This is a genomic window from Sphaerisporangium sp. NPDC049457, from assembly GCF_055586705.1.
Genome location: NZ_JBVJHR010000003.1, coordinates 235665 through 260579, shown reverse-complemented (window position 1 = coordinate 260579; position 24915 = coordinate 235665). Strand labels below are relative to the sequence as shown.

At 72.8% G+C, this 24915-nt stretch carries 20 protein-coding genes; 8 read left to right on the top strand and 12 right to left on the bottom strand.

Annotation, left to right across the window (positions count from 1 at the left end):
* Positions 1-43: 43 nt before the first annotated feature.
* The 3 genes from ACZ6QO_RS07125 to ACZ6QO_RS07115 form a co-directional block, all read right to left on the bottom strand.
* The gene (locus tag ACZ6QO_RS07125) at positions 44-1564 is read right to left on the bottom strand and encodes a serine/threonine-protein kinase (protein ID WP_465848491.1); all 1521 of its coding nucleotides are present in this window, start codon (positions 1562-1564) and stop codon (positions 44-46) included.
* 43 nt (positions 1565-1607) lie between these two features.
* Complete coding sequence (locus ACZ6QO_RS07120) at positions 1608-3257, bottom strand: serine/threonine-protein kinase (RefSeq protein WP_465848489.1); 1650 nt, start codon at positions 3255-3257, stop codon at positions 1608-1610.
* Between the two features lie 148 nt (positions 3258-3405).
* Positions 3406-5919 (bottom strand): serine/threonine-protein kinase, encoded by a 2514-nt coding sequence (locus ACZ6QO_RS07115; RefSeq protein WP_465848488.1) that lies wholly within the window; start codon positions 5917-5919, stop codon positions 3406-3408.
* A gap of 349 nt (positions 5920-6268) precedes the next feature.
* On the opposite strand from ACZ6QO_RS07115, the gene ACZ6QO_RS07110 reads away from it, so the two are divergent.
* Positions 6269-7402, top strand: coding sequence for a chorismate mutase (locus ACZ6QO_RS07110; RefSeq protein ID WP_465848486.1), 1134 nt, complete (start codon positions 6269-6271; stop codon positions 7400-7402).
* Positions 7403-7492: 90 nt separating this feature from the next.
* The gene (gene dnaE / locus ACZ6QO_RS07105; protein ID WP_465848484.1) at positions 7493-11014 is read left to right on the top strand and encodes a DNA polymerase III subunit alpha; all 3522 of its coding nucleotides are present in this window, start codon (positions 7493-7495) and stop codon (positions 11012-11014) included.
* A 141-nt stretch (positions 11015-11155) separates the two neighbouring features.
* Here dnaE and ACZ6QO_RS07100 read toward each other — a convergent pair whose 3' ends face one another.
* From ACZ6QO_RS07100 to ACZ6QO_RS07085, 4 genes are read right to left on the bottom strand one after another with little or no spacing between them, the layout of a single operon-like run.
* Positions 11156-12373: an ABC transporter permease gene (locus ACZ6QO_RS07100; RefSeq protein ID WP_465848482.1), complete on the bottom strand. Its 1218-nt coding sequence runs from the start codon at positions 12371-12373 to the stop codon at positions 11156-11158.
* Positions 12370-13065, bottom strand: a complete 696-nt coding sequence (locus tag ACZ6QO_RS07095) for an ABC transporter ATP-binding protein (protein WP_465848480.1) — start codon at positions 13063-13065, stop codon at positions 12370-12372. Before ACZ6QO_RS07095 ends, ACZ6QO_RS07100 begins: the two co-directional genes overlap by 4 nt.
* Positions 13062-14273: a peptidoglycan-binding protein gene (locus tag ACZ6QO_RS07090; protein ID WP_465848478.1), complete on the bottom strand. Its 1212-nt coding sequence runs from the start codon at positions 14271-14273 to the stop codon at positions 13062-13064. The genes ACZ6QO_RS07095 and ACZ6QO_RS07090 overlap by 4 nt, the downstream gene beginning before the upstream one ends.
* Positions 14270-14800, bottom strand: coding sequence for a hypothetical protein (locus tag ACZ6QO_RS07085; protein WP_465848476.1), 531 nt, complete (start codon positions 14798-14800; stop codon positions 14270-14272). Before ACZ6QO_RS07085 ends, ACZ6QO_RS07090 begins: the two co-directional genes overlap by 4 nt.
* 123 nt (positions 14801-14923) lie before the next feature.
* Between ACZ6QO_RS07085 and ACZ6QO_RS07080 the strand changes: the two genes are divergently transcribed.
* A complete protein-coding gene (locus ACZ6QO_RS07080; RefSeq protein ID WP_465848474.1) occupies positions 14924-15574 on the top strand; it encodes a response regulator transcription factor in 651 nt (216 codons plus the stop codon).
* Positions 15571-16797 carry a sensor histidine kinase gene (locus tag ACZ6QO_RS07075; RefSeq protein ID WP_465848472.1) on the top strand — a complete coding sequence of 409 codons (1227 nt, stop codon included), beginning with the start codon at positions 15571-15573 and terminating at the stop codon, positions 16795-16797. Before ACZ6QO_RS07080 ends, ACZ6QO_RS07075 begins: the two co-directional genes overlap by 4 nt.
* 61 nt (positions 16798-16858) lie before the next feature.
* On the opposite strand, the gene ACZ6QO_RS07070 is transcribed toward ACZ6QO_RS07075, so the two are convergent.
* A complete protein-coding gene (locus tag ACZ6QO_RS07070; RefSeq protein WP_465848470.1) occupies positions 16859-17932 on the bottom strand; it encodes a fatty acid desaturase family protein in 1074 nt (357 codons plus the stop codon).
* Between the two features lie 541 nt (positions 17933-18473).
* Here ACZ6QO_RS07070 and ACZ6QO_RS07065 point away from each other — a divergent pair.
* From ACZ6QO_RS07065 to ACZ6QO_RS07055, 3 genes are all read left to right on the top strand, one after another.
* Positions 18474-19730, top strand: coding sequence for an epoxide hydrolase family protein (locus ACZ6QO_RS07065; RefSeq protein ID WP_465848468.1), 1257 nt, complete (start codon positions 18474-18476; stop codon positions 19728-19730).
* A 160-nt stretch (positions 19731-19890) separates the two neighbouring features.
* A complete protein-coding gene (locus ACZ6QO_RS07060; RefSeq protein WP_465848466.1) occupies positions 19891-20058 on the top strand; it encodes a hypothetical protein in 168 nt (55 codons plus the stop codon).
* 132 nt (positions 20059-20190) lie between these two features.
* Positions 20191-21114, top strand: coding sequence for an NADP-dependent oxidoreductase (locus tag ACZ6QO_RS07055; protein ID WP_465848464.1), 924 nt, complete (start codon positions 20191-20193; stop codon positions 21112-21114).
* 296 nt (positions 21115-21410) lie between these two features.
* Here ACZ6QO_RS07055 and ACZ6QO_RS07050 read toward each other — a convergent pair whose 3' ends face one another.
* Positions 21411-21845 (bottom strand): nuclear transport factor 2 family protein, encoded by a 435-nt coding sequence (locus ACZ6QO_RS07050; RefSeq protein WP_465848462.1) that lies wholly within the window; start codon positions 21843-21845, stop codon positions 21411-21413.
* Between the two features lie 87 nt (positions 21846-21932).
* On the opposite strand from ACZ6QO_RS07050, the gene ACZ6QO_RS07045 reads away from it, so the two are divergent.
* The gene (locus ACZ6QO_RS07045) at positions 21933-22484 is read left to right on the top strand and encodes a TetR/AcrR family transcriptional regulator (protein ID WP_465848460.1); all 552 of its coding nucleotides are present in this window, start codon (positions 21933-21935) and stop codon (positions 22482-22484) included.
* 310 nt (positions 22485-22794) lie between these two features.
* Here the strand turns inward: ACZ6QO_RS07045 and ACZ6QO_RS07040 are convergent, their stop codons facing one another.
* From ACZ6QO_RS07040 to ACZ6QO_RS07030, 3 genes are all read right to left on the bottom strand, one after another.
* Positions 22795-23046 carry a DUF6069 family protein gene (locus ACZ6QO_RS07040; RefSeq protein ID WP_465848458.1) on the bottom strand — a complete coding sequence of 84 codons (252 nt, stop codon included), beginning with the start codon at positions 23044-23046 and terminating at the stop codon, positions 22795-22797.
* A gap of 53 nt (positions 23047-23099) precedes the next feature.
* A complete protein-coding gene (locus ACZ6QO_RS07035; protein WP_465848456.1) occupies positions 23100-24101 on the bottom strand; it encodes an RNA polymerase subunit sigma-70 in 1002 nt (333 codons plus the stop codon).
* A gap of 64 nt (positions 24102-24165) precedes the next feature.
* Positions 24166-24678 carry an NUDIX domain-containing protein gene (locus ACZ6QO_RS07030; protein WP_465848454.1) on the bottom strand — a complete coding sequence of 171 codons (513 nt, stop codon included), beginning with the start codon at positions 24676-24678 and terminating at the stop codon, positions 24166-24168.
* Between the last annotated feature and the right edge of the window lie 237 nt (positions 24679-24915).

Sequence of the window (24915 nt, the reverse complement as noted above, 5' to 3'; positions counted from 1 at the left end):
CCGTCAGATACGGTCAGACGCCCTCAAACGCCGTTAGATGCGGTCAGACGCCCGGCAGGGGGCCGCCGCCGATGACGCGCGCGTCTCCGCCGGCCTCGCCGTGATCGCTGGTGACGTCGCCGTTCTGGCGGGGGTCCCCTCCGCCGTTCTTGGAGCCGGCGGAGTCGTCTCCCGGTCCTCCGCCCTCGCCCGGCGGCACGGCGTTGCCGTCGCCCTCGTCGCTCTCGGTCGGCTTGGGCGGCTTGGACGGGGAGGGCTTGGAAGGCTTGGAGGGCTTGGCGGACGGCTTGCGGTCCTCGCCGCTCTCGCTCTTGTCCGGCGTCGGCCGGCCCCCGGTGGGCCGGGGCGCCGAGGTGGCGGGAGCGTGGCCGGTGGCCTGCCCGCCGCGTTGCGGCGTGTACGTCTCCTGGGAGGAACGCCGGGTGACCGGCTCGGCGGTCGGGGTGACCGACACGGTGACGCGGACCGTCGGGGAGGTCGCCGGGGTGGAGGTCCCGGCCGACCGCGCGGTCACCCAGGCGAGGCCGCCCGCCACCAGGCCGACCGAGAGGATCAGCGAGGTGAGCCCGGCCAGCGCGATGCCGCGCCCGCCGCCCGGACGGGCCTGCGGGGGGACCGCTCCAGGCTCGGTGACCGGCCTCGGGGCCGCCGCCCGCTCCGCGGACGGCGCCCGCCCCTGAGCGGGCACCATGGGGGTCGCGGGAACGGCCGGCATCGTCGGCTCGGGCGCGATGCCCGCGGCGACCATGCGCAGGTAGCGCTCGGCGTCGGCGGCGGTGAGCCGTTCGGCGGGGTCCTTCTTCAGCAGCCCGGCCAGCACCGGCGCGAGCGGCCCGGCGAGCCGCATCGGCGCGGGCGGGTCGTGCATGACCGCGCCCAGCGTCGCCAGCGGGTTGCCGCGCTGGAACGGCGAGCGGCCCTCCACCGCGACGTACAGCGTGACGCCGAGCGACCACAGGTCGGAGGCGCGGGTCGCCTGCCCGCCCGCGGCGCGCTCGGGCGCGATGAACGCCGGGGTGCCGATGAGCGTGCCGGTACGGGTGACGGGGGAGTCGTCCTCCAGGGTCGCGATGCCGAAGTCGGTGAGCACCGCCCGCCCGCCGTCCTTGGCCAGCAGGACGTTGTCCGGCTTGACGTCCCGGTGCAGCACTCCCGCCTGGTGGGCGGCGCGCAGCGCGGCGAGCACCTGCAGGCCGATCTCGGCGGCGCGCACCGGGTGGAGCGGTCCCTGGTCGCGGACGACGGCGCCCAGCGTGTCGGAGGGCACCAGCTGGAGCACGATCCACGGGTGCCCGTTCTCCTCGAACACGTCGTAGACGGTGGCGACGCCGGGGTGGCTGACCCGCCCTGCGGCGCGCGCCTCCCGCAGGGTCCGTTCCGCGAAGATCTCCCGTTCCGGACCGGTGAGCTCCGGTGGCGCGATCAGCTCCTTGACGGCGATCTCGCGGCCGAGGATCTCGTCATGGGCCCGCCAGACGGTGCCCATTCCACCTCGGCCGATTGGTTCGAGCAGACGGTATCGGCCTGCCACGGCTCGTTCTGTGACCTGGGAGGAATCCGGCATGTGAGGCTGGCTACCCTAAATTTTCGGTCACATGCCTTCGTAGTCAGGATGGCCGGAAAGTCTTCGCAAACGTCGCGAAAAAGGGATAATCCGCCTGCCAGTACTTGTCCAGGGTGTGCCAGTAGATCGCGAACTGCCGCCCGTCGGCCGTGGTGAAGGCCCGGTCGATGACGTGCGCCCGGCCGGCCTTCGTCCGCCAGGTGAACTCCCAGTCGGCGGCCGGCCGGTCGAGGTAGGTCAGGGCGCGCAGCGAGACCAGCCGGTAGTCGGGCAGCCTCCTCTTCGTCGTCGCCTGCTCCTCCACCGCTTTCATGGCGGCCAGCGGGTCGCGGGTCGGCCACGGGGTGATGTCGACCAGCAGGTAGCCGTGGCCGCCGGGCGCGCGGAAGAACACCCGGGTACCGGTGCGGCCGAACTCGGAGAAGCGCCCGGGGAGCGCGACGGTGAAGCCCAGCTTGTCGGCGTGGGTGCGCCAGCCCTCCGGCAAGGAGGACGACGCGTCCGAAGGGCTCGGGCCGGACGGCGAGGACGACGGCGCCACCGCCGAGGAGGTGCCCACCGGCGTGGCGGAGCCGGCCTCTGACGATGACGCCGAGGGTGACGCGGCCGCCGGGCCTGCGACCTGCCGGTAGCCGTACCAGCCGCCGAGGCCGACCAGGACGGCCAGCAGCGGGACGCCCGTGAGCAGGGCCGCTCTGGACCGCCCCCGGCGGGCCCGGCCGTCCTCCGCGGGCGCCCGCCGGTCGGGGGCCGGCCACGGCGCCCGGACGGTGCCGGCGACGGTGCCGCCCGGATGGAACGACCCCACGTGTGGCGAGGTGTGGCGCGCGGTCTCGGCCCGCCGCCCGGCCCTGCCCCGTCCGGCGCGCACGGGCTCTCCGGCGGCGACGCGGCGCAGCGCCTCGGCGGCCTCGGCGGCCGGCATGCGCTGAGCGGGCTCCTTGCGCAGCAGCCCGGCGATCACCGGGGCCAGCGGCCCGGCCGACCGCACGGGATCAGGCTCGTCGTTCAGCACGGCCGCCATCGTGGGCACCGGGGCGCCCCGGTCGAAGGGCGGCCGGCCCTCCACGGCGGCGTACAGCGTCGCGCCGAGGGACCACAGATCGGACTCGGGCCCGGCCGGCCTGCCCTGCAGCCGCTCGGGAGGGATGAACGCCGGGGTGCCCGACAGGTTGCCCGTGGTGGTCAGCGCGGTCTCCTCGGGCATCGTGGCGATGCCGAAGTCGGTCAGCACGACCCTGCCGCCGTCGGTGAGCAGGACGTTCTCGGGCTTGACGTCCCGGTGGAGCACCCCTGAGGCGTGCGCGGAGCGCAGCGCGTCCAGCACCTGCGCGCCGATCTCGGCGACCGTGCGCGGCTCCAGCGGCCCGCCGTCCCTGAGGACCTCGCCCAGCGACCGCGACCGCACCAGCTGCATGACGATGAAGGGCCGGCCGTCCTCCTCGATGACGTCGTGGACGACGACCACCGACGGGTGGTCCAGGCGGCCGGCGGCCCGCGCCTCGCGGATCGTGCGCCGGTTGAAGGCAACGCGATCTTGCTCGCTCATCGCGCTGTAGAGGACCTCTTTGACCGCGACCGTGCGGTCGAGAAGCTCGTCGTGGGCCCGCCAGACCACGCCCATGCCGCCGCGGCCGATGGGTTCCAGCAGACGGTATCTGCCGGCGACCCGGCGCTGCGTCTCAGCGGTCACCTCGCCCCTGCCTCCCTTCGCGCCCCCGCATCGTCCCATAACCGGACGCTCGCGGGCACGCGACCGCCGTCCGCGAGTGGACGGGGCCGCCGTCCGCCGGGGGAGCGGCGGCCCCGTACGGCTCTCGGCCGGACGGCGCCCGCGACCGCTACTTGCGGGGCTTGAAAGTCGCGGCGAAGGTCTCGAACAGCTTCTTCTTCGCCTTCCAGCCCTTGTCCTCGGTCTTGAAGAGCAGCGCGAAGCCGTTGTGCTTGTCGGTGACGAAGCCGCGGTCGATCACGCGCGACCGGAAGCGGCTGTCGCCGAAGGTGAACTCCCAGTCGGCCGCGGTCTTCCAGTAGCCCTTGACCTCTCTGATGGCGATCAGCTTGTAGCCGGAGAAGTTCCCGCTCATGCCCGGCGTGTCGCGCCGCCAGACCTTCACCGCGTCGGACTCCGGGGTGGAGGTGTGGTGGACCTCCAGGTAGGTGTGGGAGTCGCCGCGGAAGCGGACCTCGCCGTTCCCCCTGCCGTCCACGTGCCACCCCTTCGGCAGCGCGATGGAGAACAGCCCGCCCGGATGCTTGTACCTGTGCCACCCGTCGGGGACGCCCGCCGGACTGGAGGAGGTCGGCTTCGGGCTGGGGGAGGGCTTCTCCGTCTTGCTCGGAGCGGCGGACGGCGAGGAGGAGGCGCCCGCCGACGGCGCGGAGGAGGCGCCCGAGGACGGCGCGGCCGAGGCGCCGGAGGCGTCCGTCGCCGGGGCCGAGGAGTTGTCCCCGGACGCCGACGTGCCGCCGGAGGGGGTGGAGGCGTCGCGGGCCCCCAGCCACAGGGCGACGCCCGCCACCAGGATCAGCGCGGGAATGGCCACCAGGGCGACGCGCAGCAGCGGAAGTGGGCGCCGGGGCTCGCCGTCTGATGCGGCCGACGGCATCGGCGGTGCGGCCGAGGCGCCGGAGAAGCCTTCGTAGGCGGCCGGAGAGGGCCCCTCGTAGGAGGCGGCGGGGCTGTCATAGGCGTCCCCGGCGCCGCCCGCCGGCGCGTACGGGCCGCCGCCCGGCGCGTCGCCGTAGGGACGTTTGCGGGTCTCGGGCCGTGTCCGGCCCTCGGCGCCGTACGCGGCGGCCTGCCGGGGGACGCGCGTCGGCCGCTGGGGCTCGATCGGCCCGGCGGGCGTGGAGGGCATGGAGGACGGGGAGGGTTCGGCCGGTGCGGCGGACCGCTCCACGGCGTCGACGGGCTTGACCGGCTGAACCGGAGCCTTGATCGGCCGGCCCGCCGGCCTGGCGGGTGAGGCCGCGGAGACGGGCGCCCCCCGGACCGCCGCCTTCCCGTCCGCGAGGTCTTCCCCTCCGGCGGCGCCCGCCTGGGGCGTGCCGGCGGCAGGCCCGTCCGAGGGTTCGTCGTGCCCGGCCTCGCCGGCGTCCGGCTCGGCCGTGCCCGCGGGCGAGGACGCCGCGCGCGGGGCGTCCTGCGCGCCGGGGCGGACGGCCTCGGCCGCCGCGCCCGCCGCGCCCTCATGGGCCGCGGACGGCCCGGCGTTCCCGGCGGCCTCCGCGCTCCCGCGCCCCGAGCCGGCCTCGGTCCGCGCGGCGGAATCGGCGCGCGGACCGGCTTCGGCGTCGGCGGGCGGGGCCTGGCCGGGCGTCTCGCCGGCGGGCCGCCCGGAGGCGGGGGCCGGCTTGAGCGACTGGACCTTCTCCAGCGCCTCCGCCCGGCCGCGCGCCTGCGCCTCGGCGGGGACGGCGGCCTGCGCCGCCGCGGCCTCGGGCCGCTCGCCGGCCGGCCGGCGCGGCGGCTTGGGCTGCTTGCGCGGCGGGCTGGTGGGAGGCGTGGGGAGCGGCGTCGCCGGCAGCGTCCGCTGGGCGGTCGTCGGGACGCTGCCGCGGTCCTCCGCGACGCTGCGCAGCATGCGTTCGGCCTGGTCGGGGCTGAGACGCTTGCCGGGGTCCTTCTCCAGCAGCCCGGACAGGACGGCGCCGAGCCGTCCGGCGCGCAGGGCGGGCTCGGGCTCGTCGTTCAGCACGGCGTGCATCGTGGCCATCGCCATGCCCTTGTCGTGCGGCGGGCGGCCTTCGACCGCGGCGTACAGCGTCGCGCCGAGCGACCACAGGTCGGACTCGCGCTGGGCAGGGTAGCCGCGCAGGCGCTCGGGGGCGATGAACGCGGGCGTGCCGACCAGACCCGTGCGGGTCATCGTCGTGTCGGTCTCCATGCGGGCGATGCCGAAGTCGGTCAGAACCACCCGGCCGTCGTCGGTGAGCAGCACGTTCTCGGGCTTGACGTCCCGGTGCAGCACCCCGGCCGCGTGCGCGCTGCGCAGCGCCTCCAGGACCTGCAGCCCGATCTCCGCGACCATGCGCACCGGCATCGGCCCGTCGTCGCGCAGAACCTGGCCGAGCGAGCGCGAGTCGACGAGCTGCATGACGATCCAGGGGCGGCCGTTCTCCTCGATGACGTCGTGGACGACCACGACGTTCGGGTGGGTCAGCCGGCCCGCGGCCCGCGCCTCTCTCAGCGTGCGCCGGTTGAGCTCGGCGACCTCGTCGTCCTCGGGGTCGCCGGGATAGCGGACCTCCTTGACGGCGACGGCCCGGTCGAGCAGCTCGTCGTGCGCCCGCCATACGATGCCCATGCCGCCACGGCCGATCGGCTCCAAGAGCTGGTAGCGGTCGGCCACGCGGCGTCCTTGACGCCGTCCATCCGGCCGTGCTTCCGACATCACCCGCCGCTACCCCCTTTCAGGCGAATGAATCGTCCCATAGCGGTGCGCACGTGCAAACGCGCCGCCGCCCAAAACGTCCGCCATATGAGACGCGGTGTCCACCAGGTGGCGCTTTACTGCTATTCTCAGTGCCATGACTTGCTGTTTCGTGTTCACCGGCCCGGTTCCCGCAGGACCGGCCGCCGTCACGATCTAGCGACAATCGGAGCCGGCAGAGGCGGAGACGACCTGTCTTCGCCTTTCGTCATTCAACGACCCCGCCGGCTCGCGGGTGACGCGGCCGGCGCCCACCGAGGGAGCCGACATGTCATCGACCGGGCAACTTGGCGCGCGCCCCGTGCGCATCGCGAGCCTCACCGTGGGCGCCGGCCCGGCCGTGGTGCTGGGCGGCGCACCCGCGTCCTGGCAGGGCGCCGACGGGCGGTGGCTGCGCCCGCGCGCCGGCCGCGCGGCGGAGGACCTCGCGCGGGCCAGGTCCGGGTGGGACGGGCCGCTGCTCGCCGAACCGGCGTCCCCCGAGGACGTGCCCGCCATCGCCGCGTACGCCGACGGCGTGGTGCTCGCCGCCGTGGCGTGGACGGACGGCCCGGCGCCGGCCCGGGCGGCGTGCGCGCTCGGTCTTCCTGTGGTGCTGACCCGGGGCGCGGGAACCTCCCTGGACGAGTGGTTGCGGGCCGCCGACCGCTGCGCGGCCGAGGGCGCCCCCGGCGTGGTGCTGTGCGAGGACGGAGGCGCGTCCCACGAGGGCCTCGGCGCGGACCTCGGCGCCGCCCGCGCGGCCAGAGACCTTTCGGGACGGCCGGTGCTCGCCGCGCCCGGCGGGGCCGCGCTGGCGGCGGCCGCGGTGGCCGCGGGCGCGGACGGGCTGTGGCTCGGGCCCGACGCCGGCGCCGAGGCGGCCGCGGCGGCCCGCGAGGCGGTGACCGTGGTCGGCGCCCTCGTCCGCGACGAGGACCCCGCGACGGTGGCGGCGGCCCGGGAGGCCATCGACCGCGTCGACGCGGCGCTCGCCGTCCTGCTGGAGCGCCGGGCGGGGTTGGCGGGCACCGTTCAGCGGCTCAAGCCGGTCGGCGGCTTCGCCGGTCGAGACATGGAGCGCGAGCGCCGCCTGGTCGCCGCGATGGCCCGCCGCGCCCCGCGACTGGGCGAGGAACGGCTCGCGCCGGTGATGAACGCCGTCATCGAGGCCGGCCTGCACCTGGCCGAGCAGACCAGGGCCGCCGAACGCAGGACGGACGAGGGCTCCGCACACCGGCCGGGCGGCAGCGGTTCGTGTGGGACGGACCAGGCCGCCGCGCGGGCGGCGGGCGGTGGCGACACGCGGGAGAATGGGACCGAGGACGCGCAGGACCGCGCAGAAGGCGGCCCCCACCAGGGCGGCCCCCGCGGACGCGCGTCCACGGAGGCGCTCGCCGCCCCCGGCCCCGATCACGATTGAGACTGACGGGCCGGGTGTGCCCCGAGAGGCCTCCGGCACGGCGTAGGCTCTCATCCGCCGCACCGGATCGAGGGGAGAGGGACGGCCCGCATGGCTGATTCGTTTGTGCATCTGCACGTTCACACCGAGTACTCCATGCTCGATGGCGCGGCGCGGTTGAAGCAGATGTTCAAACAGGTCGGCGATCTCGAGATGCCCGCCATCGCGATCACCGACCACGGCAACATGCACGGCGCCTACGACTTCTACAAGCAGGCGACCGGGGCCGGCATCAAGCCCATCATCGGCATCGAGGCCTACGTCGCCCCGGCCTCCCGCCACCAGAAGAAGCCCGTGCTGTGGGGCGAGCCGCACCAGAAGCGCGATGACGTCTCCGCCGGTGGCTACTACACCCACATGACGATCTGGGCGCGCAACGCGACGGGCCTGGGCAACCTGATGAAGCTCTCCTCGCGCGCCTACACCGAGGGTTTCGTGCGCAAGTGGGCCCGCATGGACGCCGAGCTGCTCGCCGAGCACTCCGAAGGGCTGATGGCCACGACCGGCTGTCCCTCGGGCGAGGTGCAGACCCGCCTGCGCCTCGGCCAGTACGACGAGGCGCTCGCGGCGGCGGCCCGATACCAGGAGCTCTTCGGCAAGGAGCACTACTACCTGGAGATCATGGACCACGGGCTCGACATCGAGCGCAGGGTCCGCGACGGCCTCACCAAGATCTCCGCCGAGCTGGGCATCCCGCCGCTGGTGACCAACGACTCCCACTACACCTACGAGTCCGACGCCACCTCCCACGACGCGTTGCTGTGCATCCAGACCGGCAAGCAGCTGTCCGACCCCGACCGGTTCCGCTTCGACGGCAGCGGCTACTACATCAAGACCGCCGACGAGATGCGCGCGGTCGACTCCTCCGACCTGTGGGCCGAGGGCTGCCGCAACACCCTGCTGGTCGCCGAGAAGGTCGACCCGTCCGGCATGTTCGGCTTCAAGAACCTCATGCCGACCTTCCCGATCCCCGAGGGCGAGACCGAGGAGGGCTGGTTCCGCAAGGAGATCGAGCGCGGCATGCGCCGCCGCTTCCCCGACGGGGTGGACGAGGAGCACCAGCGCCAGATCGAGTTCGAGATGAACGTCATCCTGCAGATGGGGTTCCCCTCCTACTTCCTCGTGGTCGCCGACTTCATCATGTGGGCCAAGAACAACGGCATCCGCGTCGGCCCCGGCCGCGGCTCGGCCGCGGGCTCGCTGGCGGCCTACGCGCTCGGCATCACCGACCTCGACCCGCTGCCGCACGGCCTGATCTTCGAGCGGTTCCTCAACCCCGACCGCGTCTCCATGCCCGACGTCGACATCGACTTCGACGAACGCCGGCGGGCCGATGTCATCCGGTACGTCACCGAGAAGTACGGCGCCGACAAGGTCGCGATGATCGCCACCTTCGGCACCATCAAGGCGAAAGCGGCCATCAAGGACGCCGCCCGCGTCCTCGGCTACCCCTACGCCCTCGGTGACAAGGTCTCCAAGGCGTTCCCGCCCGCCGTGATGGGCAAGGACATCCCGCTGTCCGGCATCTTCGACAAGGACCACCCGCGCTACAACGAGGCCGGCGAGCTGCGCAAGCTGTACGAGGAGGACGTCGACGTCAAGGCGGCGATGGACCTCGGCAAGGGCCTTGAGGGGCTGATCCGGCAGACCGGCGTGCACGCCGCGGGCGTCATCATGTCCCGCGAGGTGCTCACCGACTACATCCCGATCATGCGCCGCGACTCCGACGGCGCGATCATCACGCAGTTCGACTACCCGACCTGTGAGACGCTCGGCCTGCTCAAGATGGACTTCCTGGGCCTGCGCAACCTCACGATCATCGACGACTGCCTGAAGATGATCGAGGCCAACACCGGCAACATGATCGACCTGCTGAAGCTGCCGCTGGACGATCCGAGGACCTACGAGCTGCTCGGCCGGGGAGACACCCTGGGGGTCTTCCAGCTCGACGGCGGCGGCATGCGCTCGCTGCTGCGGCTGATGAAGCCCGACAACTTCGAGGACATCTCGGCCGTCGGCGCGCTGTACCGTCCCGGCCCGATGGGCGCCAACTCCCACACCAACTACGCGCTGCGCAAGAACGGCCAGCAGGAGATCACCCCCATCCACGAGGAGTTCCGCGAGTCGCTGGCGGAGATCCTCGGCACGACCTACGGCCTGATCGTCTACCAGGAGCAGGTCATGGCCATCGCGCAGAAGGTCGCCGGGTTCTCGCTCGGCAAGGCCGACCTGCTGCGCCGCGCGATGGGCAAGAAGAAGAAGTCCGAGCTGGACAAGCAGTTCGAGTCCTTCGAGCAGGGCATGAAGGACAACGGCTACTCCGCCGCGGCCATCAAGACCCTCTGGGACATCCTGCTCCCGTTCTCCGACTACGCCTTCAACAAGGCCCACAGCGCCGCCTACGGGCTGGTGTCCTACTGGACCGCCTACCTCAAGGCCAACTACCCGGCCGAGTACATGGCCGCGCTGCTCACCTCGGTCAAGGACGACAAGGACAAGTCGGCGCTCTACCTCAACGAGTGCCGCCGCATGGGCATCAAGGTGCTGCCGCCGGACGTCAACGACTCCGACTTCGACTTCACCCCGCGCGGCACCGACATCCGCTTCGGCCTGTCGGCCATCCGCAACGTCGGCGGCAACGTCGTCGACGGCATCATCTCCTCGCGCAAGGAGAAGGGCCGCTTCGCCGACTTCAAGGACTTCCTGCGCAAGGTGCCCGCCCTGGTCTGCAACAAGCGGGTCATCGAGTCGCTGATCAAGGCGGGCGCCTTCGACTCGCTCGGCCACGTCCGCAAGGGCCTGGTCATGGTGCACGAACAGGCCGTCGACGGCATCATCGACATCAAGAAGAACGAGGCCATCGGCCAGGACTCCCTGTTCGGGGCGATCGACGGGGCCGAGGACCAGACCTTCGACGTGCAGATCCCGCCGGGAGAGTGGGACAAGTCCACGCTGCTGGTCTTCGAGCGCGAGATGCTCGGCCTGTACGTGTCCGACCATCCGCTGTTCGGCGTCGAGCACATCCTGTCCTCCGGCGCCGACTGCTCGATCGCGGCGCTGCAGTCCGACGACCGTCCCGACGGGCAGGTCATCACGGTGGGCGGCATCCTGACCGGCCTGCAGCGCAAGGTCACCAAGAAGGGCGACACCTGGGTGCTCACCACCCTGGAGGACCTCGAAGGCGCCATCGAGGTCATGATCTTCCCGTCCGCCTACCAGCTGTGCGCCACCGTGCTCGCCGAGGACGCCATCGTCTTCGTCAAGGGCAGGCTCGACAAGCGCGAGGACGTCGCCAAGATCGTGGCGATGGAGGTCACCGCCCCCGACCTGTCCCAGGAGTCGGGCGGCCCGCTGGTCGTCAGCATGCCGCTGACCCGGTGCACGCCCCCGGTGATCGGCCGCCTCAAGGAGGTGCTGAGCACCCACCGCGGCACGACGGAGGTCCACCTGCAGCTGCACAACGGGTCCAAGACCACCATCATGCGCCTGGACGACCGCCTCCGCGTCGCCCCGTCCCCGGCGCTGATGGGCGACCTCAAACAGCTCCTCGGCCCCGCCTGCCTGGGAGTCTGACCCCACCGCCCGCGACCGCCACCGCGCGTCCGCCGGTGGGTGACGGACGGCGTGCCACCTGCCGGCCGGGGGTGCACGCGCCGCCCGCGACCCCGCCGTCCTGCGGGCGGCGGGGTGCGGGCCGATCTCCGTGACGCCCGGTCAGGGCGCGGCCAGCGCCTCGGTCGGCGACAGCCGGGCCGCGCGGATCGCCGGGTAGAGCCCGGCGACGCCGCCGATGAGCACGGTGGCGGCGAGCGCGCCCGCCGTCGCCCACGCCGGCACCACCGCCGGCCAGCTCTGGTAGGCGGCGTAGCCGGTGGTGACGGCGATGCCCAGCAGCACCCCGCCGACGCCGCCGAGCGCGGACAGCAGCAGCGACTCGACGAGGAACTGCGTCCGGATCTGCCCCCGGGTGGCGCCGAGCGAACGCCGCAGGCCGATCTCGGCCCGGCGCTCCAGCACCGAGATCACCATCGTGTTGGCGACCCCGACGCCGCCCACCAGCAGCGCCACCGCGCCCAGGCCGAGCAGCAGCCCGTTCAGAGCGGCATCGGCGGCCCGGCGCGCGGCGAGCGCCTCCGAGGGCCGCGACACGCTGACGTCGCCGGGCGCCCGCGGGTCGGCGGTGGCGGCCAGGACGGCGCGCACCGCCTCGACGTGGCTGTCCCGCGACCGGGTGTACACGGTCGTCGCCCGCCCGTCGAAGCCGAACAGGCCGGTGGCGGCCTCCCAGCCGATCAGGACGGCCGTGTCCAGCTCGGGCGCGAGCGCGACCTCGCCCAGCACGCCGATCACGGTGAACCGTTCGCCGCCGACCAGGATCACCGCCTGCGGGCCGGGACGGCCGATGCCGAGCCGTCCGGCCGCGCCGGCGCCGAGCACCGCGGCGGGGTACCGGCCGGTGGCGCCGTTCAGCCAGGCGCCGCCGCGCAGGGCGGCGCCGACGGTCCGCGGCAGGCTCACCCGGGCGGCCAGCACGGTCAGCCCGTTGGTCTCCACCTTGGGGATCCGGTCCGAGCGGTACACCCTGGCGTCGCGGATCTCCCCGATGGCGGAGACGGCGGTGACCGGGCCGATCCGCGCGATCATCGCCTCGGCCTCGGCGGGCAGCTTCGCGTTCTCGCCCTCGATGGTCTGCCCGGGGGCGACGGTGAGCAGGTTGGTGCCGAGCGCGGCGAGCCGGCGGTCGAGCTGCTCCCGGGAGGACGACGAGATGCCCACCACCGCGACCATCGCCGCGATGCCGATCGCGATGCCGAGCGCGGAGAGCAGCGCCCTGGCCGGCCGGGTGCGCAGTCCGGTCGCGCCGACCCGCACCACGTCCCCCGGGGCCAGCCGGGCGGGCCTGAGCCCGGAACGGGTCCGCGGGGCCGTCATGACGCGCTCACCTCCGCCTGGCGCGGCGCGGCGGCGACGTCGCCGACGACCCGGCCGTCGCGCATGAGCACCTGCCGGTCGAGCCCGGCCGCGACGTCCCGGTCGTGCGTGATCACCACGACGGTGGTGCCCGCCGCGTGCAACTCGCGCAGCACGGCCATGACGCTCTCGCCCGAGGCGGTGTCCAGGTTGCCGGTCGGCTCGTCGGCGAGCAGCAGCGCGGGGTCGCCGATCACCGCCCGGGCGATCGCCACCCGCTGCCGCTCGCCGCCGGACAGCTCGTGCGGCTCGTGGTCCAGCCGGTGTCCGAGCCCGACCCGCTCCAGCGTCGCCTCCGCCCGCCGCCGCCGCTCGCGCCGGCCGGTCCCGGCGTAGAGCAGGCCGTCGGCCACGTCGTCCAGCGCCGGCACGCCGGCGGCCAGGTGGAACTGCTGGAACACGAAGCCGATGCGGCTCGCGCGCAGCGCCGACAGCCGCCGGTCGGACAGCCGCGACACGTCGTGGCCGTCGACCACCACCCGGCCGGAGGTGGGCCGGTCGAGCGTGCCCAGCATGTGCAGCATGGTGGACTTGCCGGAGCCGGACGGTCCGACCACCGCGACCAGCTCGCCCCCGCCGATGGCCAGGGTGACGCCGGCGAGCGCGCGGACGCCGCCCGGGTACACCTTCGTCACGTCGGTCAGCTCGATCATCGCGGCATCCCCACGGTCGTGCCCTCGCGCAGCACGTCGCCGGTGACCTCGACCCGGCCGTTCGCGAACATGCCGGTCTTCACCTTGACGTACCGCGTTGCGGATCCCTCGACGACCTCGACGCCGTAGCCGCCCTCGGCCAGCGCCACCAGCGCGGCGACCGGCACGGTCAGCACGTTCTCGCGCTCGGCCGCGGTGAAGATCACGGTGACCACGGCCGCCTGGATTCCCGCGGCCGCTTTCGGGTCGCGGAGCGAGACGACCGTCTGGATCCAGGTCTCCGCCTGGCCGGACCCGCCGGTCGGCCGCTCGACCACCGTGGAGACCTGTTCCACCCGGCCGGCCACCGTCCTGCCGCTCGGCATGCGGACCCGCACCTTGGCCCCTTTGCGGGCCAGCCGCTGCTTGGACACCTCCAGCCGGGCGACCACCTGCCGGCCGGTCGCGGTGTACCGCAGCACCTCCTGCCCGCCGCCGGTGGACAGGCCCACCCCGGCCGTGACGGCGCCGACGCGGATGCGGCCCGGGGCGAACACCACCCGGCCCAGCTCGACCCGCCCGGTCTGCGGCAGGCCCAGCTTCCGCTGCCAGCGCCGCACCGCGATCGCGGTGTCCCACGTATAGGTCTTGTCCACCGTCAGACCGCCGAAGCCGAGGGCCTTGAGGTTGCGTTCGAGCCGGCGCACGTCCGCGCCGGTGAGCCCCGGATAGAGCGTCCGGTACGCGGCGACCCTGCCGTACATCAGCACGACCGGCGCGTCGTCCACCCGGTAGATCGGCCGGCCCCGGCCGATGACGGCGCCGGCCGGCGGCACCTGGGTGACGACGCCCGCGATCCGCCCGGCCAGCGTGGTCTCGCCGCGGTACCCCAGGTCGCCGGACACCTCGTCGGTGTCGACCATCGTCTCCCGGGTGACCCGTGCGGTGGCCGGCGGCAGCTCCGCCGCGGCCGGCGTGCCGGCGCCGTCCGCGCCGAAGTCGAACTCGAACCCGGTCGCGGCCGCGACCGCCGCTCCGGCCGCGAGCGCCACCGCGCCGGCCGCCACGACGGCCCGGCCGCGCCGCCGCCCGGCGGTGACGCGGCGCCCACCCCCCGCCGCCGCGCCGCTCGCCGTTCCGCTTTCCGGACCGGTCGCCATGCCGGCCGGCGTGTCGCTCTTGGGGCTGCCCGCCGTCCCGGTCATGGGGTCGGCCGGCGTGTCGCTCATGGGGTCGGCCGCGACGACGCGAGCGCCGCGTCCTCTCGCGCGTCGCAGGTCTCCTTCGCCGGGGGGAACCGCGGGTCGCTCTCCACCGACGGCTCGATCTCGAAATGGCCGTCGGACTCCGGATCGGGGAAGTCCTTCACCCCGTGCTCGCGCATGCACCGGGCGAAAAGCTGCGACAAATCGCGCTTCTTCGCCAGCACGTCCGCCGGCGGGACGGGGCGCAATCGCTCGCACGCCTGCTGCGCCGCCTCCAGCGCGTTCCGGTCCACCGCGTCCTTGTCGAACCCCTGGAACCGGATGCCGTCGCCGTTGGCGGCCACCGGGTCCGGCTGCGGTACGCCGTGCTCCCGCATGCACCTCGCCCACCTGATCCCCTGGTCCAGGAGGCTGAGGCTCGCCGTCGCGCTCGGAGCGGCGGCGCCGCCGCCCGCCGAGGCGACGCCCTCCCCGTCGGCCGGCCTCGTGCAGGCGACCGCCGTGACCAGCAAGAGCGGCGGCAGGCAGGCGGCCAGTAGTCTCGTTCTCATCCTCGATCTCCTCTGGGTGGTTGGGCCACAGTGGAGCAGGAAGCCGGCAACGCCGCCGTCACAGCGCGTGTTACACGGGTGTAACCCCCGATCGCGGAGACTGCCGGTCAAGGAGGGCGTGCGGTGCGAGTGCTGCTGATCGAGGACGAGGCGCTGCTGGCCGAACAGGTCGCCGACGGGCTGCGGGACCAGGGCATCGCGGTCGACCTCGCGGCCGACGGGCTCGACGGCCTGCACAAGGCCGGCGCGAACCGGTACGACGTGGTCGTGCTCGACCGCGACCTGCCGCTCCTGCACGGCGACCAGGTGTGCACCGCGCTGGCCGCGGGCGGCACCGACGCCCGCGTGCTCATGCTCACCGCCGCGGGCGAGGCGGCCGACCGGGTCTCGGGCCTGATGCTCGGCGCCGACGACTACCTGGCCAAGCCCTTCGTCTTCGACGAGCTGGTGCTGCGCGTCCGCGCGCTCGCCCGCAGGGCCAACAACGCTCCGCGGGTCCTGCGGCGCGCGGGCCTGACGTTCGACACCGCCCGGCGCGTCGTCAGCCGCGACGGCCGCGTCATCCCGCTGACCACCAAGGAGCTGGCCGTGCTGGAGATCCTCATGAGCGCCGACGGCGCCGTGGTCAGCGCCGAGGACCTGCTGGAACGGGCATGGGACGAGCACGCCGACCCGTTCACCGCGACCGTGCGGGTCACCATCGCCCGGCTGCGCCGCAAGCTGGGCGACCCGCCGCTGGTCGAGACCGTCGTCGGCGCGGGGTACCGGCTGTGAGGCCGCGCTGGAAGCACCCGTCGATCCGGCTGCGGCTGACCCTCGTCTACGCGGTCGTGCTCGTGGCGACGTGCGCCGGGATCCTCGCGCTCAACTACGCGCTGCTCTACAACAGCATCTACACCGACATCCATGGCCCGACTCCGGCCGATCTGGCGGCGATCAGCGCCCCGGACGCCACGAACGCCGCGGACATGAGGAAGTACCGATCCGCCCTGCACGACCTGGCCGAGACCACCCGGCTGCGTGACGAGACGCTGCTGAGCACCGCCAGGACGTCCGCGATCGCGCTGGCGGTCGCCGCCGTCGCCGGGCTCGGCGTCTCCTGGGTCGTCGCCGGCCGCATGCTGCGCCCCCTGCGCACGCTCACCGCCGCCACCCGGCGGGTCTCCCAGGACCGGTTGCACGAGCGCGTCGCGCTCGCCGGGCCGCGCGACGAGCTCAAGGAACTGGCCGACACCTTCGACGAGATGGTGGCCAGGCTGGAGGACTCCTTCGACAGCCAGCGCAGGTTCGTCGCCGACGCCTCGCACGAGCTGCGCACCCCTCTCGCGATCGTCCGCACCGGCGCCGAGGTGCTGCTGGCCAAGCGCGAGAGCACGCCCGCCCAGTGGGAGGCGATGGCCCGTGGCGTGCTGACCGCGGCCGGCCGGGCCGAACGCCTGCTGGACGGCCTGCTGGCCCTGGCCCGCAGCGACGGCGGCGTCATCGCCCGCGAGCCGCACGACCTGGCGGTCGCGGCGGCCGTCGCGGTGAGCGAGGCCGACGACGAGGCCGAGCACGCCGGGCTGCGGGTCACCACCGACCTGCGTCCCGCCCCGGGCCACGGCGACCCGGTCCTGCTCGAACGCCTGGTGCGCAACCTGGTGGACAACGCGATCCGGCACAACCGCCCGGGCGGCTGGATCGAGGTGGTCACCGGCCGCGGCGACGGGGAGGCGGTGGTCACGGTGCGCAACAGCGGCGACGCCGTCCCCCTCGCGGAGGTCGACCGGCTGTTCGAGCCGTTCCAGCGGCTGGCGTCCGGCCGCGCCGCGGGGTCCAGGTCGACCGGCCTGGGCCTGGCCATCGTCCGGTCCATCGTCCGGGCGCACGGCGGCACGGCGGCCGCGGCGCCGAACGCCGAAGGCGGGCTGACCGTCACCGTCACGCTGCCGGCGGGCGACGCCCTTTCGCCGCCCGCCGAGCCGTCCGGCCAGGTCCAGGCCGACGCCTTCACCTGAACGCGCTCACCTGCCCGTTCGCGCCTGCCCGTTCGCCCCGTTCGTCGTCAGGTGATCGTCGTCACCTGATCGACGCGCCCACGGCGCGCATGTGGCGCAGGGCCTGGGCGTAGGAGCTGAACAGGCCGGTCTCCTCGTACGGGACGCCGAGCTCGGCGCAGTAGGCGCGCACCAGCGGCTGGGCCCGGCGCAGGTTGGGCGTCGGCATGCTGGGGAACAGATGGTGCTCGATCTGGTAGTTGAGACCCCCGAGGGCGACGTCCACCACGAGGCCGCCGCGCACGTCGCGCGAGGTGAGCACCTGGCGGCGCAGGAAGTCCAGGCTGTCCTCGGCCGTCAGCATGGGCATGCCCTTGTGGTTGGGCGCGAACGTGCACCCGAGGTACACCCCGAAGAGCGCCTGGTGGACGGCCACGAACAACAGGCCCTTGCCCAGGGGGAGCACCGCGAAGACCATGCCGAGGAAGAGCACGACGTGGGCGGCCAGCAGCGCGGCCTCCAGCCCCCGGTGCTTCAGCCGGGGACGCCGCAGCGCCCGGAAGCTCGCCACGTGGAGGTTCAGCCCCTCCAGGGTCAGCAGGGGGAAGAACAGCAGCGCCTGCCGCCGGCCGACGAACCTGGCCAGGCCCCGGCTCGCCGCGGCCTGCCTCCGCGACCAGACCAGCACTTCGGGGGAGACGTCCGGATCGTGGTCCTCGTGGTTGGGGTTGGCGTGGTGCCGGGTGTGCTTGTCCATCCACCAGCCGTAGCTCATGCCGATGATCAGATTGCCCGCCAGCCATCCGGCCGCCTGGCTGTAGCGCCTGGACCGGAAGACCTGCCGGTGTGCCAGATCGTGGGCGACCAGCGCCACCTGGGCGAAGATCACCGCGAGGTACGCCGCCACCAGGAGCTGGGCCCAGGAGTCGCCGAGCGTGAAGAACGCGGCCAGGCCGCCCGCGAGCAGAACCGCGATGATGCCGAACCGCAGGGCGTAGTAGCCGGGGCGCCTGTCCAGCAGGCCGGCCTCGGCCACCCGCCGGGAGAGCCTGGCGAAGTCGCTGCCGCGCGTTTCGCGTTCGGTGGCCTCGCTGGTCGTGATGTCGATGACGCGTCTCCTGACGTGGTGGCGGATCCGCGGCCCACCCCGCGCCATGTGCTCACACGGTGGTCACATCGTGATCACCGTGCTCACACCGTGCTCACCCTGTGCTCGCACGCGGCGCCGGACTGGCCGGAAAGGTCCGTTCAACACTGTCCGGATCGTCATCCTTACGACATCCGGGTACCTGGCCGGTGGATGGTAGGGCTAGCCCCACCCCGGACCCGTCCCCGCAGGTCCACCCGGATCGGACGAGCGTCACCATGGCAGGAGCCCGGCACGCCGGGAGCAGGGTGCCGATGGCGCCGCGCCGCTCGATGACGATGAGCCGAGACGCCAGGTACACCGGCCGGCGCGCCGAGCTCCGGAGCCGTGCGGCTCGTCCGGGGATGCGGGTCATATCCCCTCGTTCCGGGGTGTCGCAGGGATGGTCTGACCGGCTCTACCTCGGAGCGATCTCATGGGGACGCGCGGGGAGCACCATGTGCCGGAGTGATAACGTGATGATCGTCGGAGTTCACGCCAGGACTGTCGAAGTCGCCCCGTATGTCATGGGATGTCGTACATTCCGTGACGTGGTCGCAGGAGAAGACGGTTGAACCACCGAACCACCTCATCACACGGCGCTGAGACCCGGCCGTTCCCGCTGGAGCCGACGCCGATTCACGTGCCCGACGAGGTGCTCGACGACCTGCGGCGGCGTCTCGCGCTGACCCGCTGGCCGCTCGACGCGGGCAACGACGACTGGTACTACGGCGTCCACCGCGGCTACCTGCAGGAGCTCGTCGAATACTGGCGCACCGAATACGACTGGCGCGCGGCCGAAGCCGCCATCAACGCCTACGAGCACTACCACGTCGAGGTCGAGGGCGTGCCGGTGCACTTCATGCGCAGGGCCGGGGCCGGCCCCAACCCGACGCCGCTGATCCTCACGCACGGCTGGCCGTGGACGTTCTGGCACTGGTCCAAGGTCGTCGGTCCGCTGGCCGACCCGGGCGCGCACGGCGGCGACCCCGCCGAGGCGTTCGACGTGATCGTCCCCTCGCTTCCCGGCTTCGGGTTCTCCACGCCGCTGCCGAACCACCCGGACATGAACTTCTGGAAGGTCGCCGACCTCTGGCACACCCTCATGACCGAGACCCTCGGCCACGCCAAGTACGCCGCGGCCGGCTGCGACGTCGGGGCGCTGGTCACCGGCCAGCTCGGGCACAAGTACGCCGACGAACTGCACGCCATCCACATCGGGTCCGGGCAGAAGCTCACCCTGTTCAACGGAGACCGGGCCTGGGACCTCAGCGGCGGACACCCCATCCCCGACGGCCTGCCCGCCGACGTCCACGCGCGCGTCGTGGAGCTCGACAGGCGGTTCGCCGTCCACCTCGCCGCGCACGTCCTCGCGCCGAGCACGCTCGCCTACGGGCTGTCCGACTCGCCCGCGGGGATGCTCGCCTGGATACTCGAACGCTGGGTGAAGTGGAGCGACAACGGCGGCGACATCGAGACCGTCTTCACCAAGGACGACCTGCTCACCCACGCCATGATCTTCTGGGCCACCGGCTCCATCGGCACCTCGATCCGCACCTACGCCAACAACAACCGCTACCCCTGGACGCCGTCCCACGACCGGTGGCCGGTCGTCGAGGCGCCCACCGGCATCACCTTCGTCGGCTACGAGAACCCCCCCGGCGTCAGCACCGAGCAGCGCGTCCAGAGCTTCCTCGGCGGAGACCGCGCCGCCTGGTACAACCACGTCAACCTCACCGTGCACGACCGAGGCGGCCACTTCATCCCCTGGGAGATCCCCGCCGAGTGGGTCCAAGACCTGCGACGAACCTTCCGCGGCCGCCGATAGCCGAGCGCCCCCCGCTCGTCAGAGGGCGGCCGTCGGTACCTGGAGGTGACGGCCGGCGCCACGGTGCCGGTGATCCCGATGAGCCGGGGAAGCGAGCCGCCTTCGGCGACGTCCGGCGCGATCATGGCCCCGGGGTCGTGTTTCCGCACGTCAAGGAGACGTGATCGCGGCAGATTACGGGCACGGCACCGACCACCGCGGCCACCACGAACAGAACACCACGATCGCCGCCTACATCCGCTGGCACAACACCCACACCGCGCCCAAGACCGGCTTCGCCGGCTCACCCATCCGATCCTGGACCAGTTTCCCGGCCAACGTTGCGTGACGCGTCACCAGCAAGTCCAGAAGGTCCGTCGCCACAGACGAACGGACCACGGAACGTGTCGGGTCCCACCGGAGTGGACAACACACAGTCACAGACCTGCGCACAGAGCCAGCGGGTGCGGAGTATACGGAGGTGGAAGTGAAGGCAATCGTCGCGGCTGATCAGGCCGCGGGAGCGGCCGGGATCAAGCTGGCGGAGCGGCCTGAGCCGACGCCGGCGATCAACGACGTCGTCGTTGAAGTCCGTGCGTCGGGCTTTGTCCCGGCAGAGTGGGAGTGGCCCTCGACGTGGGTCGATCGCTCCGGTCGCGGCCGAGTCCAGGCGATCATCGGCCACGAGTTCGCCGGAGTGGTCACCTCCCTCGGCTACGGTACGACGGGACTCTCGCTGGGCCAGCGGGTGTTCGGGATCACGGACTGGCACCGGGATGGGACCATGGCCGAGTACGCGGCCGTGGAGGCACGCAACCTGGCGCCGCTGCCCGGGGCCGTCGACTTCACGGTGGGTGCGAGCCTGCCGATCTCCGGCCTGACCGCATGGCAAGGCCTGTTCCAGCACGGTCGTCTTCTGGCGGGGCAGAGCGTCCTGGCACACGGCGCCGCCGGCGCGGTCGGATCCGTGGTGACACAGCTCGCCCGGGAGCTCGGCGCCTACGTCATCGGTACCGGGCGGGCGGCGGACCGCCAGGCGGCGCTCGACTTCGGCGCGAACGAGTTCCTTGCCCTCGACGAGGAGGATCTCGAAGACATCGGAGGGGTCGACCTGGTCTTCGATGTCATCGGTGGTGACATCCAGAGGCGCTCGGCGAGCATCATCCGGCCTGGCGGGACGCTGGTGTCGGTGGTCGGGCCTCCTGAGACCCGCCCTGTCGACGGTCTCGCGGTCGACTTCGTCGTCGAGTCCATTCCGAGTCAGCTGGTGGAGATCGTCGACCGGGTGCGGGACGGGCGCCTTCGCACGCACATTGGAACCGTCGCGACCCTCGACGACGCCCTCCCCGCGCTCAACCCGACCGAGCGGCGCAAGGGCAAGACCGTCATTCGCGTGCGCCCCTGAGCGTCGTGGAACCGACGGAGCGGCAGGAGCTGACGAGGGGGAAGTTCAGGCAGGCTGAGGCGTTGCCGCTCGTGTAGCCGAGAACCTCCACGATGGTGTCATGGTCAGCGTGCGGCTCGCCTGAGACGGCCAGGACGTCACGTCGAACCATAGGATGCCGACATCACGTGCACGGCGCTGGTTCGCCAACCAGCCCGCAGGGCTGACGTGGGGTCGAAGGCGAACAGTGGGCGGATCTCCGCCTCGCCTGGCATCCGGGGCCGCAGTTCCTTGAGGTCGTGCCCGGGACGGATCGATCACCCCGTCGCGAGCAGGGCCATCGCCGCGGGGTTCTGGTACTCGCGCCACAGCGCGACGCGTCCGTCCCGGACCCGCACCACCACCGCGAACGGGGCCGCGGCACGCAGGCCGTCGGCCTCGCGGACTCCTTCGATCTCGTACTCGATGACGGCGACCTCCGGGTCGGCCGTCTGGTGGACGACCACATCGCGCACGGCCGTGAACCGGACGCGCCCGCGCAGCGCCTCCCGCTGCGGGACGGCCCTCGCCGCGAACGCCTCCCGTCCCTCGATGCGCCGTGGCGCACCGGGCGGCGCGAACGGGCTCTCCACCACGCCGTCATCGGCGAGGAGGCTCTCCAGCCCGGCCGCCGTCCCGTCCAGCAGATGGTCCCGGAATCGTTCGAACGCCTCGCGCGGCCCGGTCAGCGCCCCATCGTCCACTTCGGCCACCGTACACTCCTAACATGAGTCACCACTCACGATCCTGCGGGCCAAAATATGAGTCGCCACTCATATTGTCAACGCCCGGAGCCCGCCGTGTCTGAGCAGCCCCTTCGCGCCGACGCGCGCCGCAACCGGGCGCGCATCCTCGCCGCCGCCGTCGAGGTCTTCGACGAGCACGGCACCTCCGCGTCGACCGAGGAGGTCGCGCGGCGCGCGGGCGTCGCCGTCGGCACGGTGTTCCGGCACTTCCCGACGAAGGCCGACCTGCTCGCCGCGATCATGAAGGAGCTGCAGGGCCGCCTGGCCGCGCGGGCCGGGACGCTCGCCGCCGAGGGCGACCCCGCCGCGTTGCTCACGTTCTTCGCCGAGGTCGTCGAGCGCGCGGCCGGCGCCCGCACGGTGGTCCACCTTCTCGCCGCCCACGAGACGGACGTGGGCGTCGACCGTCAGATCGCCGGCTTGGGCGAGGCCCTGGACGCCCTGCTCGCGCGGGCACGGGAGGCGGGCGCCGTCCGCGCCGAGGTGCGTCTCGACGAGGTCATCGCACTGCTCACCGCCGCCTGCCACGGCGCCCTGGCCGCCGGATGGACCCCCGACCTCCGCCACCGCACCGTAACCCGAATCCTCGACGCCCTGCGCCCCTGAACCCCCATCGAGACCCGGAGCCTCTCTCTTGAGCTCTTCGTCGTCCCAGTAACAGGTGCGATTGCGTGATTCGCCCGCTGCGAAATGGTGCCTTCGGCGCGTCCTTCAGGGCGGACGCCATCGCACGCGTTGCTCGCCGTCGCGCAAGTGAGGTGGTCACCTGTGGTGACGCCCGTTCCGAAGCGCCTGTCTGTTCCGGACCATGTGGTGTCTTCTGCGTTACTGCACACCCACGGCACGTGCCCCCTGTTGGGTCTATCGAATATTTCCGTGCGAACCTCGCGCCGTTCGTCGTCCCGTTGCCGGATCGTCAGTCGGTCCGGGTGCGCAGGCTTCGCGCCAGGGTGGGGATCATCACGGTCGCGGGGATGAGGTGCAGTCCGAGGAGGGCGGCGGTGGTGGCGGTGTTCGCCTCGGAGAGGAAGGGCGGGACCAGCGAGATCGCGGTCAGCGACACCGCCGTCCACACGAATCGCTCGGCGGGGCCGGCGTACGAGGCGTGTTCACCGATCTGTGACGGTTTGATGGCTGAGGGTGACGATGTGCGCGTCGCCGCGACCACCGGGACACGCCCGCTACGCGTGCCACGGCGAACCGCGAGCGCTCCTGCGGGGACTACCGCTCCGTGCCGTCCGCCGGCAGGCGCTCCGGCAGCCCGAGCCGCGGGAACTGGTCGTCGTGGAAGATGACGATCTCGGTGATCGCCCCGCCGGCGAGGCGCAGGACGTCGATCGTCAGCGGCAGGTACGCGTTCTCCCGCTTTCGCCACTGGTAGTAGGCGACGGCGGGCTGCCGGTTCACGGAGGTGGGGACGGCGCGCAGGTGCTTCATGCCCGCGAAGCCGCTCTCGACCCAGTCGTTCACCACCATGTCGCGGCCGACGCACAGGCCCGGAGTCGGCGGCATCGAGCAGCGGACGTCGTCCCGCAGCAGCGCGGCGAGCGCGTCGATGTCCGTGGCCACGCTGGCGTCGGTGAAGCGGCGCACCAGCTCCCGCGTCCCGGCGTCATCCTCGCCGCCGGTCCAGTCCTGCCGCTCGGCTGGCAGGTGCTCCCGCATGGCGGCGCGGGCCCGCTGCAGCGCGCTGTTCACGGAGTTGACCGAGTCCCCGAGAAGCTCCGCGACGTCCTTCGCCGGCCAGCCGACGACGTCCCGCAGGATCAGCACGGCCCGCGGGCGCGGCGCGAGGTGCTGGACCGCGACCAGGTACGCCAGCTCGATCGTCTCCCGCGCGACGGCCACGGTCTCCGGCTCGTCCGCGTCGCCGGCGGGCAGCTCGTCGAGCAGCCGGTCGGGGTAGGGCTGCAGCCACAGCACCTCGCCGCCGGTCGCGGGCTCCGGGCGGCACTTGGCGAGCAGGTCCAGGCAGGCGTTGGTGGCGATCCGGTACAGCCAGGCCCGGAACGTCGACCGCCCCTCGAAGGTCTCCCGCCGCCGCCAGGCGCGCAGGAACGTCTCCTGCACGGTGTCCTCGGCGTCCTCGAACGACCCGAGCATCCGGTAGCAGTGCACGTGCAGCTCCCGCCGGTGCCGCTCCGCCAACCCGGAGAACGCCGGCTCGTCGACCTCGCCAAGACCGCTCACACCCAGGCCCTCCAGCAGCGTGTCCGCACTCATCACGTCATCCTTCCGACTCATCGTGTCCCGTCATACATATGACGGCCGCGAGCGCGACAACTCATCACCACGCGTCGGTCGGCCTCGGGGCGTGCCACGTGGGCGGGTGGCCGTCCTCGAGGTAGACGGTGCGCTTGTCATGGCGCGCTGAGACCGATGCGCGGAGGCGGCGGGCCAGCGACGGTGTCACCCGGCGGTCGAGATCGTCAGGCGTGACGAACTCCGCCCGGTCCAGCACATCGGGGCACAGACGGACGTCCGCCGCCCGCGCCGTGGGCAGGGCGCCTCCGTCGAAGATGAACATGACGCCGCTGTCCCAAGGCGGTCGTGGGGAGACCCAGTCGACGCAGAGGAGAGGCCCGATCGGCAGAGTGAGGCCGAGTTCCTCTTCCACCTCACGCGCACAGGCGGCCCGCGGCGACTCGTCCACCTCCACCATGCCGCCCGGAATGTCCCAGTCGGGCTTGTAGGTGGGGTGGACCACCAGGATCCGCCCGATCTCATCCCGGACCAGCGCCCCCGACGCCGCGCGTACGCGCGGCAGACCGGCGACGAAGGAAGAATCCACATCGTTCACGGCGCCACCGTACGACCCGATGTGTTCTGGAGGTGACTGAACAGAATCCCAGAGGACCCGCCGCCATCGTCGTCAGCCCCGGGGAATGGCGGCTGTTCCTCCGTGGCACGAAGGCCCGGGAAGCATGACCACGCGGCCCGCCGTACGATGAGCGCCGGATTCGCCGTACCTCGTCCCGCCGTCACGGCGCCCTTCCAAGAGCCTGCTGACGAAGGGTTGCACGCTCGTCGGCATGGG